18 protein-coding genes and 3 pseudogenes are annotated in these 17,002 nt (G+C 41.2%); 6 read left to right on the forward strand and 15 right to left on the reverse strand.

The genetic code is table 11. From position 1 onward, the window contains the following. Positions 1–183, reverse strand: a pseudogene (locus CDZ78_RS09160) (ISL3 family transposase); the annotation flags it as partial. A 412-nt stretch (positions 184–595) separates the two neighbouring features. Between CDZ78_RS09160 and CDZ78_RS09165 the strand changes: the two are divergent. Continuing rightward, entirely contained in the window at positions 596–838 is a 243-nt protein-coding gene (locus CDZ78_RS09165) for a hypothetical protein (protein WP_087869747.1), read from the forward strand. 137 nt (positions 839–975) lie between these two features. Next, positions 976–3,366: pseudogene (locus CDZ78_RS09170) on the forward strand (TOTE conflict system archaeo-eukaryotic primase domain-containing protein). Between the two features lie 175 nt (positions 3,367–3,541). Here the strand turns inward: CDZ78_RS09170 and CDZ78_RS09175 are convergent. From CDZ78_RS09175 to CDZ78_RS09190, 4 genes are all read right to left on the reverse strand, one after another. Beyond that, a complete protein-coding gene (locus CDZ78_RS09175) occupies positions 3,542–4,396 on the reverse strand; it encodes an NAD(P)-dependent oxidoreductase (protein ID WP_087869748.1) in 855 nt (284 codons plus the stop codon). Between the two features lie 124 nt (positions 4,397–4,520). Next, on the reverse strand, positions 4,521–6,299 hold the full coding sequence (locus CDZ78_RS09180; RefSeq protein ID WP_087869749.1) for a VWA domain-containing protein: 1,779 nt from the start codon (positions 6,297–6,299) through the stop codon (positions 4,521–4,523). Then, positions 6,296–7,276, reverse strand: a complete 981-nt coding sequence (locus tag CDZ78_RS09185) for a vWA domain-containing protein (RefSeq protein ID WP_087869750.1) — start codon at positions 7,274–7,276, stop codon at positions 6,296–6,298. The genes CDZ78_RS09180 and CDZ78_RS09185 overlap by 4 nt, the downstream gene beginning before the upstream one ends. After that, on the reverse strand, positions 7,273–7,746 hold the full coding sequence (locus tag CDZ78_RS09190) for a DUF4381 domain-containing protein (protein ID WP_087869751.1): 474 nt from the start codon (positions 7,744–7,746) through the stop codon (positions 7,273–7,275). The genes CDZ78_RS09185 and CDZ78_RS09190 overlap by 4 nt, the downstream gene beginning before the upstream one ends. Before the next feature lie 370 nt (positions 7,747–8,116). Between CDZ78_RS09190 and CDZ78_RS09195 the strand changes: the two genes are divergently transcribed. The 4 genes and pseudogenes from CDZ78_RS09195 to rpiA all read left to right on the forward strand — a co-directional run bounded on the left by CDZ78_RS09195 (position 8,117) and on the right by rpiA (position 10,523). Continuing rightward, positions 8,117–8,341, forward strand: a complete 225-nt coding sequence (locus CDZ78_RS09195) for a hypothetical protein (protein WP_140413961.1) — start codon at positions 8,117–8,119, stop codon at positions 8,339–8,341. A 194-nt stretch (positions 8,342–8,535) separates the two neighbouring features. After that, positions 8,536–9,012: pseudogene (locus tag CDZ78_RS09200) on the forward strand (IS701 family transposase); the annotation flags it as partial. Positions 9,013–9,296: 284 nt separating this feature from the next. Next, complete coding sequence (locus CDZ78_RS09205) at positions 9,297–9,761, forward strand: peroxiredoxin (RefSeq protein ID WP_087869754.1); 465 nt, start codon at positions 9,297–9,299, stop codon at positions 9,759–9,761. Positions 9,762–9,842: 81 nt separating this feature from the next. Beyond that, positions 9,843–10,523, forward strand: a complete 681-nt coding sequence (rpiA, locus tag CDZ78_RS09210; protein ID WP_087869755.1) for a ribose-5-phosphate isomerase RpiA — start codon at positions 9,843–9,845, stop codon at positions 10,521–10,523. A 166-nt stretch (positions 10,524–10,689) separates the two neighbouring features. Here rpiA and CDZ78_RS21855 read toward each other — a convergent pair whose 3' ends face one another. From CDZ78_RS21855 to CDZ78_RS09255, 10 genes are all read right to left on the reverse strand, one after another. Then, a complete protein-coding gene (locus CDZ78_RS21855) occupies positions 10,690–10,857 on the reverse strand; it encodes a hypothetical protein (protein WP_167374232.1) in 168 nt (55 codons plus the stop codon). Between the two features lie 243 nt (positions 10,858–11,100). Next, positions 11,101–11,331, reverse strand: a complete 231-nt coding sequence (locus CDZ78_RS09215) for a VF530 family protein (RefSeq protein WP_373862462.1) — start codon at positions 11,329–11,331, stop codon at positions 11,101–11,103. Further along, positions 11,309–11,590 carry an RNA recognition motif domain-containing protein gene (locus CDZ78_RS09220; protein WP_087869757.1) on the reverse strand — a complete coding sequence of 94 codons (282 nt, stop codon included), beginning with the start codon at positions 11,588–11,590 and terminating at the stop codon, positions 11,309–11,311. Before CDZ78_RS09220 ends, CDZ78_RS09215 begins: the two co-directional genes overlap by 23 nt. 77 nt (positions 11,591–11,667) lie before the next feature. Next, the gene (locus tag CDZ78_RS09225; protein WP_087869758.1) at positions 11,668–12,303 is read right to left on the reverse strand and encodes an electron transport complex subunit E; all 636 of its coding nucleotides are present in this window, start codon (positions 12,301–12,303) and stop codon (positions 11,668–11,670) included. Further along, positions 12,303–12,887, reverse strand: coding sequence for an electron transport complex subunit RsxG (rsxG, locus tag CDZ78_RS09230; protein WP_087869759.1), 585 nt, complete (start codon positions 12,885–12,887; stop codon positions 12,303–12,305). The genes CDZ78_RS09225 and rsxG overlap by 1 nt, the downstream gene beginning before the upstream one ends. After that, the gene (locus tag CDZ78_RS09235; RefSeq protein ID WP_087869760.1) at positions 12,884–13,891 is read right to left on the reverse strand and encodes an RnfABCDGE type electron transport complex subunit D; all 1,008 of its coding nucleotides are present in this window, start codon (positions 13,889–13,891) and stop codon (positions 12,884–12,886) included. Before CDZ78_RS09235 ends, rsxG begins: the two co-directional genes overlap by 4 nt. A 188-nt stretch (positions 13,892–14,079) precedes the next feature. Further along, on the reverse strand, positions 14,080–15,543 hold the full coding sequence (gene rsxC, locus CDZ78_RS09240; RefSeq protein ID WP_087869761.1) for an electron transport complex subunit RsxC: 1,464 nt from the start codon (positions 15,541–15,543) through the stop codon (positions 14,080–14,082). Then, entirely contained in the window at positions 15,536–16,057 is a 522-nt protein-coding gene (gene rsxB / locus CDZ78_RS09245; RefSeq protein WP_087869762.1) for an electron transport complex subunit RsxB, read from the reverse strand. The genes rsxC and rsxB overlap by 8 nt, the downstream gene beginning before the upstream one ends. Beyond that, the gene (rsxA, locus tag CDZ78_RS09250) at positions 16,057–16,632 is read right to left on the reverse strand and encodes an electron transport complex subunit RsxA (protein ID WP_087869763.1); all 576 of its coding nucleotides are present in this window, start codon (positions 16,630–16,632) and stop codon (positions 16,057–16,059) included. Before rsxA ends, rsxB begins: the two co-directional genes overlap by 1 nt. Positions 16,633–16,728: 96 nt before the next feature. Continuing rightward, a partial coding sequence (locus CDZ78_RS09255; protein WP_140413962.1) for a plasmid pRiA4b ORF-3 family protein occupies positions 16,729–17,002 on the reverse strand: 274 nt, incomplete at its 5' end.

Genomic DNA, 17,002 nt, shown 5'->3' on the forward strand with positions numbered 1-17,002 from the left:
GACTGTATCATGCACTGGGCAGAGAACCCCCGATTCATCAGCAAAACGGGCGCCTGGTTCAAAACCTATCTGCAAATGAAGTTCATTCTGTTCTAAAATATTGTCGTTTGAAAAGATAATTTCTTCCACTTTCCAAGGCGATTGTAAGCCTAAAGCCATACTAAATAAAGATTCATTATTCATGGTATTATTATCGCACTACCCACTAGGATTCACATAGAGCCCTTTTATTATGCAACATTTACATCTGTTGCAACGCAGTTATGTGATGGTATTGAAGAGGCGGGTAGAGATTATATTGATCAACTAATTCCACATACACTGGTTGAGGTGTAAGAATCATGGTCAACAAGAAAAGGGCGGTATGTTCTGAGATATGCAGGAAGATGCGAACGGACTTGAAAGGCAGTTGAAAGGCAGTTGAAAGGCAGTTGAAAGAATTAAATAATCGCTGGTTCTCTATGTACAGGAACGCTGGCTGAGTATTAGCAAGTCAAATTCAAAACTTGCCCCTGCTGTTTATACACAGGATCATAATTGGGATAATGATCCACATCTCAGTTTTATTTTCACCAATGAAGAAACCTTAAAGAAGGTGCGCTGGCGATATTTTTTATCCGACTGTGCTTCATTGTTGGCTGACTATGCTGTCGTTGAAAAACAACTAGAACACGAAACCAGTGATGCCAAATATTTTCTGGATGAGAATTACCAGGATATATTGGAAAATTTTGATCCTAATGTTGTTAAGTTACACAAAAAGAGAAAAATTATTATGTCAGATACGGTTCTTGATGACTTGGCAAAATTAAGCCGCGATGATGAATCCACAGAATAAATCGTCCTAGGAGACACACTTAACTGTGCAGATAATAATTAAGATTGATGGTCTTATCAGATTTGGTATCTCGCATTTAATATAGTGCCTATTCTCATTTTTGATATTAGGTATTTTTATTAAGGCACCTGGAAACAATGAATGAACTTAATCCATTAAAATTAAAACAAGATAATACAGCGGAAGAACTACAGTCTATAAAATTGCGTCTTCAGAAGCTTGAGGAAGAAAAACAGCAACTATTACAAAGGCAAGTTGCGATCAATAATCTAAAAATTCACGACAAACCAACGAGTAAGCAATTTAGCACAGACCAAAAAGTATACCTATTTCAAGAGCTGTTTAAAGGGCGTACCGATATATTTGCTAATCGCTGGCAAAATGTAAAAGGAAGAAGTGGCTATTCAGTTGTCTGTCATAACGAATGGCTGCCAGGTAAATGTAACAAGCCAAAAGTCAAATGCAGTGTGTGTTCCCACAAGCAGTATAAAGTACTTGATGAGCATGCTATTTATGAACACCTTTTAGGTAAACAAGTTGTCGGTCTGTATCCGCTACTTGAGAACAATAGCTGTCATTTATTGGCTGCAGACTTTGACAAAACGGGCTGGCAAGACGCAGTCAGAGCGATGGCACAAGCCTGTAGGGAGTTTAATATTCCCTATGCCTTGGAAATATCTCGCTCGGGGAATGGAGCGCATCTGTGGATATTTTTTGCTGAACCTGTGCAGGCTAAAGATGCGCGAGCATTAGGTTTTGGTTTGCTTGATAAAGCGATGGAGATTCATCCCAAGATCCCATTTGAGTCCTATGATCGCTTATTTCCCAATCAAGATATACTGCCGGAAGGCGGTTTTGGTAATTTAATCGCACTGCCATTGCAGCATCAAGCTAGACAACAAGGTAATAGTCTATTTGTTAATGAACAATTGCAGCCTTATTCTGATCAGTGGGCATTTTTATCTCAGCTAGAACGAGTAGCAGAGTCACAATTGCATAAAGTAATTAAGATCATTAGCCCAGCTAATAGGGAGGTTATTGATGAAATTATGCCATGGGATCAAGGCGCGGCAATAAGTCCAATAGCAATCGAAAACTGTCCTAAAGCAGTCACTATTACCTTAGCCAACCACTTGTATATCAAACTGGATGCACTCCCTGGCGTTTTGATTACCAGGCTAAAGCGCCTGGCAAGCTTCTCTAACCCTGTATTCTTCAAAACTCAGGCCTTACGATTTTCAACCCATGGAATACCTCGATACACCACTTGTGCGCGAATTGAACAAGGTTATTTATCATTACCGAGGGGTTGCCTCGATGAGGTTATTGCTTTACTTGAACAGCAAGCTATTCAGGTAGAGTTTGATGATAAAAGACAGGAAGGGGCAAGGCTAAGTGCGTTAAAGTTTCTAGGCAAATTAAGGAAAGAATAGAGCAAAGCTGTTAATGTAATGATGCAACATCAAACGGGTGTTTTACATGCGCCTACTGCCTTTGGAAAAACAGTCACGGCAATCGGGATTATTGCTAAAAGAAAGGTGAATACCTTGATTTTAACGCATAGCCGACAGCTGCTCGATCAGTGGCAGGAGAGTTTAAAGTTATTTTTAGCTGGTACCGAAATCGGTATTATCGGTGGCGGTAAGAAAAAACCATCTGGTCAGATTGATATCGCCACTTATCAAAGTTTCATAAACATGAAAGATAACACGGTTGACCTATTAATACAGGGGTATGGACAGGTTATTATTGATGAATGTCATCATATTTCAGCTCCACGCTTTGAAATGGTGCTTAATGAAGTGCGAGCAAAATATGTATTAGGGCTGACGGCCACCCCAGATCGGCAAGACGGTCATCAAAAGATTGTTTTTATGTTGGCAGGCCCTATTCGGCACAAAGTCAAAATAGATCATGCAAATAAATTTGAGCAGCGAGTTGTTGTACTGCCGTTATATTGCCACCCACCCGGTAACCTTACTCAGCCAGATAGTAGACCGCATATTGCTGATGCTTATAGCTGGATTGCAGAGAATAGCGAGCGAAATAAGCGAATAGTTAATGATGTAGCTGGGCAAATAAAAGAAGGGAAATGTCCATTAGTGCTGACAGAACGGCGAGAACATGCAGAATTGCTTAATCAACTCCTAATCGACAAAAAATTTAAAACAGTTATTCTCAGAGGGGCTATGCGCGTTAAAGAGCGCAAAGAAGCTAATGAACAACTTAATCAGGCGCAAGTGATTGTTGCCACGGGGAAATATATAGGAGAAGGTTTTGATCTTCCTAGACTAGATACGCTTTTTCTTGCGATGCCAATTTCCTGGAAAGGCACATTAGCGCAATATGCAGGAAGAATACACCGTGAATCAGAAGGTAAAGACCTGGTTACGATATTTGATTATGTGGACTCATCGTTACCCATGCTACAGCGGATGTTTAAAAAGCGTGAAAAAGGATATAAGGCCATGGGCTATGATGTTACCAGCAGAGATCAAAACAGTTTTAAGAAAAAAGTGATGGAATAAAGCTATTTATTAGCTTATACAATTCAACGCGCGGGGGGGATCTAGTACGGTTATTCATTTATACTACGTAAATAAAAAAGAGGGTTGAATTTGTTAATGATGACACGGAACAAAAATATAAAAACCTTCCAGCTCTAGGTGGCAGGAATTCTAGAGCAGGGAAAATTTAAATAGGCTATTTTTGTTTTAAGCGGTATAAGGCAGAAATATCTTCATCGCCAAAACCTTCATTCATTAATTGCTGGTAGTCATGAATGGTTTGACTGACTAATGCTAAATCAGCCGAGTTCTGTTCTGCCATGGATTGACAGATTTTCAGGTCTTTATGGTGTAAGGCCACTTTAAATCCCGGTTGATATTGATGCTGGGTCATAGTTAGCCCCCGGTGCTTTAAAAACCAGTTACCAGCCGCGCCACCAGAGATTACCTCAATTACTTTTTCTAGTGGGAGTCCTTCCGCTTGAGCAAATGCCAGGGCTTCAGTAACAGCCAGGTTGATACCTGCTGCCATAATCTGATTCACGGCTTTGGTCCCTTGGCCTGAGCCTGTAGGCCCCATATAGATAATGCGTGAGCACATGGGCTCTAAAATAGGGCTTACCTTTTCTAATATAGATTGATCGCCACCTACCATCATTGCCAGCGTGCCATTTTTAGCTCCTTCTATGCCGCCAGAAACAGGGGCATCTATAAAATATGCCTGTTTGCTGGACAATAATCTGGCTGCTTTTTTTGCTGTTTCGCTGCTTACTGTCGACATATCTATAACAATAGTCCCAGGCTTTATACTTTCCAGCATCGTATTAATTACAGCTAGCACATCTGGGTCAGCAGAAACACACAGGGTAATAATGTCTACGCTAGCGGCTAGTTGCTGAAGAGATGGAGATACTTCAATACCCAGCTCTTCTGCCAGTTTTTGTGCTTTTTCAGGTGTCCTGTTCCATAGCTGTGTTAAATTGCCAGACTTGGCAATATTGCGTGCCATGCCTAAACCCATGGCACCTAAACCAATCATTCCTACTTGCATTTTATTTTTAACTCCAGCTTATGCAGCTATGTTTCGTTACGTAAATATCAGGTAAATCAAAACAGTGACAAGGTGTTGTTTCAACCTTCTAAAACTAGGCTTCATACGTTTTTAAGAGATTTTCTTACCATTGTTGAGCACTATTTTTACGTTGCTGCTGGCGACCGTATTGATATTTGAATTTTCGCTTTAATAAGCCTGACGGGTCATCGGGTATCCGCTTGAGCCATTGCTCATTTGCCTGTTGCTGTTCGCTATCCTGAATATCTTCTTCACTTGCTTGTGTGCTTTCAGCTTGTTCTTCTTCAGGCTTGTTACTTTCAGAGCTTTTTTTCTCAGCTTCCTGGTCATTTTCTTGTTCAGGTTTACTATCCTGCTGATCATTGTTTTCAGGTTCTTGTTGTTCTTGTGAATTTTCAGATTGTTCCCCGTCTTGATCTTGTTGTTCCGGGTCGCCCTCTGACTGTTCGCCTTGTTCATTCTGCTGCTTATCAGATTGATCTTTATTTTGGTCTTTATTATCTTGATTTTGTTGCTGCTGTTGCTTTTTTAGTTCTTTTTCAACGAGTTCCTTATTGTATTGAGCATCTTGGTTATCCGGGTTAAGTTTTAGCGCCTGCTCATAAGATTCGATTGATTTTTCTAGCTGCCCTGATTTAGCTAAAACATTACCCTGATTATAAAAACCGGTATCCGTCGTTGCCTGTGGCAAAGTTTCTTCTTCTGCTACTTTGGTGTTGGCTTTATACTGTGCAGCTGCGCGCCAGGCTGGGTCAGAAAATTGCTCTGCTGCTTGCTGATAGTTGCCATCTATATATTGTTGCTGTGCTTGCTGTTCCTTAGTTTGCCATAGATCTTGCCATTCAAAGGCGTAACTGTTTTTGGGGATAGGTAGTAAAAAAATAAAGGCTAGACCTAATAAACCACGCCTAAATGAAAAAGCAGATAAAAATAAAATCGGTAATAATAGCCAGACACCTGACTCTACCCAGTTTTCCAGTAGCAAATCATTTTCCAGAGCCTCTCCATGTTTAGCCGTGCGTTCAAAATGACTACTTAGCCTTTCTATATCTGCATCAGTATCGGTAATCTGCTGATAAATACCCCCGCCTGATAGAGCAACTTTTTGTAAGGCACGGCTATTTAATTTAGCTAATACAATATTGCCACTGCTATCTTTTAAAAAACCGCCCTGCGCTAATTTAATCGGCGCTCCTTCGTTAGTCCCCACGCCCAGGATTGAAAGTTGATAAGCACTCGGTAATTCTGACTGTTGCAATGCTTGCTCAATCTGGTCGTCATCGGTAATCAATAAAATCTGCCCTTTTTGTAGGCCTGCATTTTTAAAAAGTTCCACAGATTTATTAATTGCCAAAGCACTATTGCTCCCTTGTGCGGGCATAATATCACTACTTAAAGCTGATAATTGGCTATTTATGGTTTCTGTATCATCGGTTAAGGGGGTGACGGTAAAGGCAGAATTGGCATAAACCACTAAGGCAGTTTGTCCGTCCTGACGTTTTTTTAACAGGTCGGAAATTTTATAATGAGCACGCTTTAAGCGAGAGGGCTTAATATCTCCGGCATCCATAGAACGCGATAAATCCAGAGCAATGACTAAAGCTGCAGCATTCCTGAATACTGGAGTCGGTATGCGCTGCCAGGTTGGGCCTGCCAGAGCAATAATAGCAAGGATGGTGGCTAGGCTGCCGGTAATCAGAGGCATATGGCTTTGCCTGGACTCTTTTTCTTGCAACACAAAGGGTAACAAATCGGCATCACAGACAGCTTGCCAGCTTCCTTGGCGTAATTTACTTTTAACGCTAAGAAAAATAAAAACCAGTAAGGGAATAAAAACCAGGAGCCAATAAGGTCTAATAAAGTGAAATTCGCTGAATGTCATGTCAATCGTATTCGTGTGAAGCTAATAATTGAAACTAAAAGTAGCGCAATAGATAGTGGCCAAAAGAATAATTCGCTACGTGGACGAAAGAATTGTTTGTCTTTCTCAACGGGTTCTAGTTCGTCTAATAGATGATAGATCTGTTTTAGTTCGTCGGTATTTCTGGCACGAAAATATCGTCCCCCGGTTTTTTCCGCAATGACTGTTAATGTTTTTTCATCTAAATCGCGCGAAGGATTTACTCTTTGTGAGCCGAAAAAACTGCGTACGATCATTTCATCAGCACCAATACCGATGGTATATATCTTTAGGTGATGTTGTGCGGCAATTTCAGCTGCTTTGATCGGCGATACTTCGCCAGCAGTATTTGCACCATCGGTGAGTAAAATTAATACTCGGCTATCTGTTTGAGATTGTAGGCGTTTTACTGCAAGGCCGATTGCATCTCCTATCGCGGTATTTTCACCGGCTAGGCCTAAAGCAGACTCATTTAATAAAATTTGTACTGTTTTACGGTCAAAGGTTAAAGGTGTTTGCAAGTAGGCGTTGGTTCCAAATAAAATAAGCCCTAAGCGATCTCCAACACGTCTTTCAATAAACTCATTAGCCACAGTTTTAGTCGCGGTTAAACGGTCTACTGCCTGATTATTAACAATAAAATCTCGTTCCTTCATGCTACCGGATAAATCAACAGCTAACATTAAGTCACGTCCACTAACACCCTGTTCTATTGGGTCGCCTAGCCATTGGGGGCGTGTACTCGCTAATATCAATAAACACCATGCTGCGATAGCTAGCCATAATAGCCAGGGCTTATTTGATAGGGTCGTTTGTTGACTTTGTGCTACGCCAAAATCTTCCAGGAAAGGCACTTTAAGTGCGGCTTGTTCGGCAGTGTTAGCAGCTGGAAAAAAACGCCTGATAAACCAGGGTAGAGGGAGGATTAGCCATAACCAGGGCCATGCAAAATGAATCATGTTTTAGGCTCTTTCTGTGCGTTTAACCAGGCTTCGCATAAATTAAATAAAGAACCCAGGAATTGTGTATCAGTAGTTTGGCTATAAATGGCATCAGTTAATAACCAGCCGGTGTCACTATTAAAACCACGATTAGGGATACTTTTATCCAGAAAGTTCAGCCAGTCTTCTCCTGTTAAGCTAGCAACATCTGCGCGTGGATATAGGCTAACTGCCGTGCGGCGCATTAAACTGGATATAGCAACTAATTGTTCTTGCTTAGTTAATTGTTGGTCCTGTCTAAGACATTTAAATTGTTTTTTTGCTGCTTTCAACGCTGTTTTACGAGTAATATGTCTGTACAACTTATAGCTTAAGTAGGCGCAAAGAGGAATTAGCACTGCTAAAATCCACCAGCCTATAGCAGGTGGCCACCAACTGATTGCCTCAGGTAAATGTATATCGCGTAAGGGAAGTTCTGTTGCTTGCATTTAGATATGAACGAGTAGGGAAGCCTTTTTAATCAAGAGCGCTGATTTTATAACATTCAAAATTTGCTTGTCGTAATTATTCACTCTCTGTTTAACCTAGAAAAATCAGTTGAATGCGAATTTATAGTGCAAGGTATTGCTTTCACAGTGATTTAAAAAAATCTTAGTTTCACCCATAGGTTAAGCGGGCATTTTTTTGAAGTGCTGTGGAATCAAGAGCTTGTGCTAGAAAACGTGGACAACTGATTTTTCTAGGTTTAAGTAACAGATTATCTGTAGAGCGTGGCTTTAACCCGTCAGTAGTAAAAATTCCCCCTGTTATTGCTAGCCTATACATAGTTAATAATAAGGGCTATTATGATTAGACGTTGTGAAAAAATCATTAATGCCATATCAATTACAGGATGGAGCGATGTCTAAGAATGCATCTAAAAGGTCGTATAAAGACCTTCTAATTAGCTTTGGCCCCGCTATATTATTAGTTATTGCCGGATTCTGGGTTGCCTATCAGTTTGTTGCACCGCCGCCACCGAAAAAAATCATTATTTCCACCGGCTCAGAAACCGGGGTTTATTATAAAACTGAAGTTTCCTAGTTTTTAAAGCATAAGAATATTAGTTAGTGCTTATTTTTAATAAATATTAGCATTCCCTAATAACACTGGCATTCCGTTTGCTAAAACCCTTGAATTTACTTAAAAAACAACAGGTTAATGATGAATGAGACCTGTTTTTACTGTATAATAAAAGATGTTAACTCATTGATTATACAAACAAAACGGCCTCATTCATGTTCATTTTACGCGATATTTTACTCCCGCTTCAAGATCATTTTTCCGAAACCACTTTAGGCCGCGAACGAGCCTCTCTGTTTGTTTACACGATCCTGTCCATTATCGTTCCCTTTACGTCGTCGATGACATCTAACCTTTGGCGTTGCCTTGATACGCTGTTTGGGTTTGAGATCAAGAATAAGCGATTTTACACTTTCATGGCTTCTCCAACGCTACCGTGGGCTGGGCTATGGCAAACTATCTGGGGGCTAATCCCGTCCCCTGAAACTGATGGCCGCATATTGGTTGGTTTGGATGACTCCATTATCACTAAAGTAGGCAAGAAAATCTTCGGTTGTGAAGCAATTTTTGACCACGCGGCCAAGTCGAACCAAAGCAAATATCCATGGGCACAAAATATTGTATCGGTGGGGTTGTTGAAACAGGTCAAAGGTCGCTGGGCGTGCTTATTTTTAGATTTCCGGTTTTATCTGCCCTTAAAAATTGAATGCTGGAAAGCCGGAAGCATAATAATTTCCGAAAGTTTTCTTTTTAATTCTATTCATGTCTGCATGGAACTTACATAGTGCAGGGTGAACAGTTCCCGTATTCCGTAAGCTCCATACGGGCTACAACTTGGTTTGAACTTTGATTCTTTGGGGTATTGAGCTTGCTTCTCTGAGTTGGAGTCTATTCGTAGACTTATTTTAAGGTTTATTTGCGATTAGAATTCAGTGATAATCAGGTTTGCACCGTTATAAAATAATTAGGAGTTTTTATGCTAGAAATAAACCAAACTGCGCCAGAATTTAGTTCAAAAAATCAGGATAATCAACTTGTTGAGTTATCTTCATTTAAAGGTAATAAAAATGTTGTGTTATATTTTTATCCCAAAGATGATACGCCTGGCTGTACTATTGAAGCCAATGACTTTACTGCTTTAGCAAATGAATTCGCAGCGCTGGATACTGTGGTTATCGGCGTAAGTAAAGACTCTTGTGCCAGTCATACTGCTTTTATTGCAAAATTTGGCTTAAAACTGGATTTGTTAGCTGATGAAAGTGGAGAGTTATGTGAAAACTATGGTGTCTGGCAGGAAAAAGTAAAGAATGGCGAGACCAAGATGGCTATTCTTAGGTCTACTTTTATTATTGATAAACAAGGCAAGTTAGTTGAAGTTTTGTATGGAGTAAACCATGAAGGTCATGCCCAGGCTATGCTCAGTAAAATTCAGCAATTGTAATGCCGCAGTGTATAGATTGAATAAGCGTATGGATGTTCGTTAGCTAAATAGTTAGGGCATTGTGTCTATCTGGAATTGTATATGAATGATAAAGAATTAGTAGCACAGCATGCCGCTAGGCTCGTTAAAAATGGCATGACTGTCGGATTGGGAACAGGGTCAACAGCTGATTTTTTTATTAGCGAACTGGCACGGCGTCAACAGGAGGAAGGTCTGCAAGTTAGCTGTGTGTCTAGTTCTGTTGTTAGCATGCTTAAGGCTCAGAACCTTGGGTTATCCCTGGTTGCAATAGAACATTTAACACATCTGGATTTATATGTGGATGGCGCTGAGGAAGTGTCGCCTGATAATGCTTTATTAAAAGGCCGTGGTGCTGACCTGGTGCGAGAAAAGCTGTTAGCCAGAGCAAGCAATCAGTTTATTGTGCTGGTTGATCAAAGTAAAATGGTTGAGCATATTGGTGCGAATTTTGCTATCCCAATTGAAGTCATGCCTTTTGCCTGGCAACTGGTACAACAAAGCCTAAAGCAATTAGGTGGCACAGGAGATTTGCGGCCAAATACTAATGGCAATGGTTTGGCAGTAACGTCTTATGGCAGTTTAGTATTGGATATGAGTTTTAAATCTAAACAGGATAGCGCTGAATTAGATGCTTTATTAAACGCTACGCCAGGAGTTGTTGAACATGGTATTTTCCAAGGGTTGGCAAGTACTATTTTTCTGGCGGATAAAGGTGTTGTACAGGAAATTCAGGTTAATTAAATTGTATTTGCAATACAGGAGCCTGAAATTATTGAGATGTAGGCTGATATAAAGCACTAAATATGAAGAAAATGTTTTTTCTAAGCTAAAAAAAAGACTTCCAAACTTTAATAAGTAAGGAAGTCTTTAGATTTTTGTTTAAGCCGCTCGGAAGCGGACTTTATTTTCATGCAAAATTTCCAGTCTTGTTCTTTTTGCGGTTTACATTAACGTTACTAGCGATAGCTGCAGTAGCAAATAATGTTGATGAGATGATAAATTCACCTGAAACAAAACCAAGCAGGCCGATTAGAAATACCAATCCAGTTAAAATATCTTTGTATAAATCGTTCATAAATAAATCCTCTTAATTAAAATACATGGGCTTGTCTAAACCCACACAGCTATTATAAGTAAGTTATGGGTATTTACAATAAGACTAAAAGACTATAAATTGTTTCCTATATAGAAACAATTGGTCGTACGCTTGTCATATAAATAGTATAAGGTAACGCGCAATAAATAATCTACCTTATATTGCTACGCCTTGAAAACGAACAAAAGTTCTGCGTCAAACTTTCAGATATTATTAATATCCTCACTCCTTACGCAAATACAGTGCCTCAACCTTTTGTCGTGCCCAGGGCGTTTTGCGCAGAAATTTAAGGCTAGATGAAATGCTCGGGTCACTGATAAAGCATTTAATATTAATAAGGCGACCTAATTCTTCCCAGCCATATTGCGCGACTAACTGAGTTACAATCTCTTTCAACGTTATGCCATGTAATGGATCCTGATTACGCGGCTTATTCGCTTGTTCCATCTTCATTGCCTGAGTTCTTAGTAGTGCCAGATTCTGCTTTTTTAACGCGGACTTTACTACCCGCAACATCTTTGCCATTAAGGTTTTTTATGGCTGATTTTGCCTCTCCGGACTTAGGCATCTCGATAAAGCCAAAACCTTTGGATATTCCAGTGTCTTTGTCTAGCACCAGAGTGCAAGATTGAATTGTTCCATAAGCTTCAAAAAGTGTCCGGAGTTCTGCTTCGGTGGTGTTGCGGGTAAGATTGCGTACCAGTAATTTCATGTGGTCACCGTATTAATATGAAATAGCTAAATTATACTCTTGTGTAAGGCATAGAGGGTATTTTACGCTTACCAATATTATAATTTGCTCGAAATTGCATTTTTTGCGGCGACTAATAGTCCCAAAGCAATAAATGCCCCAGGTGGAAGTAGTGCTAATAACATGCCTGAGTAGTCATCAAATACATTGATTTGCCAGTGACTCGCGGCCTCACCAAAAAGTAGATCTGCCTGGGAAAATAAAGTCCCTGCCCCTAAAACTTCTCTAAAAGCTCCAAGTAATAGCAAAGCAAAACTAAATCCTAGCCCCATTGCTAATCCATCTATTAAGCTAGGCAGGATGCGATTTTTTGAGGCAAAAACTTCAGCACGACCGATAATGGCACAATTGGTGACAATAAGTGGAATAAAAATCCCTAATGTCTTATAAAGTTCGTAAAACCAGGCATTCATTAGTAATTCTATGATGGTTACGATACCGGCGATCATTAATACAAAAAGAGGTAATCTAATTTCCGGCAGGATATAGCGCCGTAATGATGAGACCAGGCCGTTTGATAGCACTAGTGTTAAGGTAGTAGCAATGCCCAGGCCCAGACTGTTAATAACCGTATTACTAACGGCAAGTAAGGGGCATAGGCCTAGTAATGCAACTAGCGCCTGATTATTCTGCCATAGGCCGTTACGGATAATTGTTTGCGTATTATTTGCCATTATTGAAAAATAACCTGCTGGTTTTGTTGAAAAAACAGCCCTGTCTTCTTCACTTCATTAACTATCGCACGCGGGGTAATGGTTGCTCCCGTGAATTGGTCGAAGCTACCACCATCCTGTTTGACAGCCCATTGTGCTGAAGACATATCGCTTAATGATTTATGTTTAAAACCTAGCACCCAGTCAGATTTCTTGATTTCAATTTTATCGCCCAACCCCGGAGTTTCTTTATGTTTAAGAACTCGTATAGCGGTTATCTTTCCATCAATATTAATACCGATCAGTAAACGAATATCACCGTTATAGCCATGGGGTGTCGTGCTAATAAAAATAGCAGCAATGGGCTGGTTTGTTTTTCTTGCCCGATAAATTGTATAGGGCTGGATCTTTATAACATCATTAAGCAAGTCATTATCATAGCTATCTTGAGGGAGAACAGTTTGTAAGCTGCTTATTAATGTCTGACGTTCATTGTTTGCAATTTTGTCTTTTGTGGCATGGAATACCAGAGTAACCAGACCGACAATCATAAATGAAAACAGGCCAATATGTAGCGCGGCATTCGCGGGTGACGAGGGCTTCATAGTTGTTGCTTTAATGGTTTTGGGTGCGTGTAAAAATCAATAGCTGGCGCGCTAAGGTTTGCTAATAATACAGCAAAGGCAATAGCATCCGGATAACCGCCCCAGGTGCGAATAATATAGATTAGCAGACCAATCAATATGCCATAAATCAAACGACCTGAATTACTGGTTGCGGCACTCACAGGGTCGGTAGCAATAAAGAAAGCAGCGCATAAACTTGCGCCGGAGAGCAATTGAAATAGTGCTGAGTTTGCCGAGCCAGTATCTAAAAGATAGTGAATGCTGGTAGGAATAGCTAAGCCTGACAGGACAGCGACAGGGATATGCGAGCTGATGACTTTACGATATAAAAGCCAAAGCCCGCCTAATAAATAAGCCAGTGAAATCAACTCCCAGCCTTTCCCTGCGATATTGCCAAAAAGAGCTGATGATTGTATTCCGGTTAGTGACAAGCCTAAGCTTAATTGTGTTTTTATATGATCTAAAATAGTCGCCGAGCTAAGCCCATCAATGACTAAATGACCAGAAAAGATCAATTGCAGGGAGTCACTTAAAGGCAGAAATAAAAAGGGAGACTGCCATGCGGTCATTTGCTGGGGAAAGGATATTAATAAAAATACATAACCCGCCATAGCTGGGTTAAAAGGGTTATACCCCAGTCCACCATAAACCTGTTTGGCAATAATAATGGCAAATAGAGTGCCACTGACACTAATCCACCAGGGGGCAATAGTTGGGATGGCGAGCGCTAAAAGGGCGGCTGTAATCAGCGCACTTAAATCGAATAAATGAACTTTAATAGGGCGTTTTCTTAGCCAGAGACATAGCGCTTCTGCAAGTAGTGCAGTAATACTGCTTAGCAGTAACTGTAGCAAAACCGTATAGCCAAATAGCCAGAACATAGTGCCTAATGCGGGCAGCAAGGCGATAAGAACTTGGCGCATTAGCTGATTAACGCTGGTATTGGCTGGGGTAAAAGGCGAGCAGCTAGTTGAAAATTGCATATTTATATAGTGAACTAATTAACGCTGAAGAATTTCGCAATGAGTATATAAAAAAACCAATTTATACTTAACGCGGCCACGGGTGCGCTGAAATAGGCGCATAGCTAGTTACGTAACTGTTTCAGCAACGCAGCAATCGGCAAAAACTCAGCTGTTAGAAATCCGCAGTAGTGACCGCGAGAAGTATATTATACTCCTTGCGTTTTTCTTTTAGCGGCAGCAGCTTTTATTTTATCAATCGCGGCCTGACGTTTTGCTGCTTTAGCTATTTTATCCTGCTGTTCTTTCTCTCTGCGTTGTTGCTGATTTTGATAGCGCTTTTTGGCCAGTTGAGCTTGAGCTGCCTGTTTTTCTTTTATTATAAGTTCGCCTTTTGAACTGCGGAAGCTTTGCACTAACGGTATATGACTAGGACAGACTATATCGCAACAACCGCATTCTATGCAGTCAAATAATTGATAGTCCTGACATTGCTCAAGCTGTCCGGAACGTCCATACCAGTATAGCTGTTGAGGCAACAGCTCAGCGGGACAGACTGTGGAACAGTCACCACAACGTATACAGGGCATGGCTGATTGACTTTCGGCTAACTCATTGTTTGTCATTCCTAACAGACAGTTAGTCGCTTTAATCACCGCAATATCATCTGAGCTAAGTGCAATTCCCATCATTGGGCCACCCATAATCAGGCGCTGTATATTCTGACTATAGCCGCCGCACTGTTCGATTAAATACTTTATTGGTGTACCAATTTTTACCCGTAAATTTCCTGGGTGGTTTATCCCTTTGCCAGTAATGGTAATAATGCGTTCAGTTAATGGTATTCCCTGGATAATTGCTTGATAGACGGCAAAGGCTGTGCCCACATTCTGACAGACTACGCCATGATCAGTCGGTAGTGAATTGGCAGGGATTTTTTTTCCTGTTAAAACTTTAATTAATTGTTTTTCGCCGCCTGTGGGGTAAATAGCGGGAACGCTTACTATTTGAATACTTTCCTGGCTTGTCGCTTCATGTAATGCTTGCAGGGTAGCGGGCATATTATTTTCTATGGCAATAATGCAGCGTTCTGCCTGCAATATGTATTGCATGATTAGCGCGCCTTGTACGACTTGCTGTGCATGCGAGCCTATTAAACTTGCATCACAACTGATATAAGGCTCGCACTCTGCACCATTAATAATAAGGGTGTGTATGGGCTGGAGAGCTTGCAACTTTTCCGCTGTTGGAAAAGCTGCACCACCTAGCCCGACTATGCCAGCCTGAGCAATTTTTATGCGTAAATTCTCAGCTGTTTCTAGGTGATAATCCAGGCAAGGGTTAGCAGGTAGCGCTTCATCCAGGCCATCTGTTTCTATGACAATGCAGCTATCTGTCAGGCCTGAAGGGTGTGCGATAAGATGCGGTGCTATTTCCTTTATAACGCCAGAGCTAGCAGCATGCACCGGAGTAGTTAAAGGTTTTTTCTGGGTGGCAATAACCTGCCCTTTAAGAACTCGTTCCCCTGGGTAGACTGTAGCTGTGGCATAGCAATCAGAGCGTTGTAATAAAGGGTAAATTAATTCAGCGGGCAGAGCCGTGTCTCTTATTTCTGTGGTTTGTTTATGATCGCCCAGAGCTATACCGCCAGGAAATTTCCATTGCTTAATCATGATGAGTTGTCCATTGCCACTGCCCCGGGGGGGGGGCTAGTGGGCGCATAATAATGCAATCAACAGGACATGGCGCAATACACAGTTCGCAACCGGTACATTCAGAGGCAATAACCGTGTGCATTTGTTTCGATGCGCCTAATATGGCATCAACGGGACAAGGAGGAATACATTTAACACAGCCGATACAGTCCTGTTCAATAATAAAGGCGACTGCGGGAGCATTGGTTTCACCAAATTCGGCATTTAAAGGTTGGGTCGCGACTCCCAGTAAATTAGCTAAGGCAGCAATCGTTTCCTCGCCGCCGGGAGGGCATTGATTGATCTCGGCTGTTTCATCAACGATAGCCTGTGCATAAGGGCGGCAGCCGGGATATTTGCATTGTCCGCACTGAGTCTGTGGCAATAACGCATCGATCTGTTCAACCAATGGCTCGCCCTGAACTTTTAAATATCTGGCGGCGTAGCCTAAGCCCAGGCCCAGTAAGGCAAAAAAGACACATAAGAATAACATTAAGCCAGCCCAATAAAGCCCATAAAAGCCATAGACATCAGGCCTGCGGTAATCAGACCTATTGATGCCCCCCGAAAAGGTGCGGGAACATCAGCAGCATCAATACGTTCTCTTAGTGCGGCAAATAAAACCAGTACCAGAGTAAAACCTAAAGCCGTTCCCACCCCAAAGACAATAGACTCGATAAAGCCGTGAGCCTGCTGCAAATTAATTAGAGCGACCCCTAATACTGCGCAGTTAGTGGTAATCAGGGGCAGATAAAGGCCCAGTTTACGGTGTAATAGCGGGCTGAATTTATGCATTAATATTTCGGTAAGCTGTACCACCACGGCAATAACAACGATAAAGCTAATTGTGCGTAGATACTGCAAATCCAGAGGTAATAACAAGTATTGATACAACAGATAGCTACTGACAGAAGCAAGGGTTAAGACAAAGGTTGTCGCCAGTCCCATACCGACAGCAGACTTTAATTTACGCGAAACGCCCAGAAAAGGACAAAGCCCGAGAAACCTGACCAGTACAAAATTATTGACCAGAATGGTGCTGATAAGTAGCAACAGGTAGTGTTTCATACTTTATTAAGCAAGCGAAACAGCGACTGTAGGGCGCGGCTTTAGCCTCGCCCTACCCGTATTTCTGGCAAATAAGCTAAGGAAAGAATCATGGTTTTAACGACAATATTCCAGTAATAATTGATTGATCTCTCTTCTACCTAAATAGGCAGGATCAAACTCATCCCCTAACCACTCAAGCATTTCTTCATATTCCTTATGTTCTGGGTTGTTTAGTATCGCTAATAAATTTGCATAGCCCCAGATACCACCACAATCTTCGGGTGGGCAAGCACGTTTGCCAATGACGCAATAAGGCAGCTTTTTTGCAGGATCAAAGGGTAAGGTTTTTTCCAGGAGAACTTTATGCATACAGCCATCACCAAAATCA

Origin of the sequence: Bathymodiolus platifrons methanotrophic gill symbiont (assembly GCF_002189065.1) — a bacterium.
Taxonomy (GTDB): domain Bacteria; phylum Pseudomonadota; class Gammaproteobacteria; order Methylococcales; family Methylomonadaceae; genus Methyloprofundus.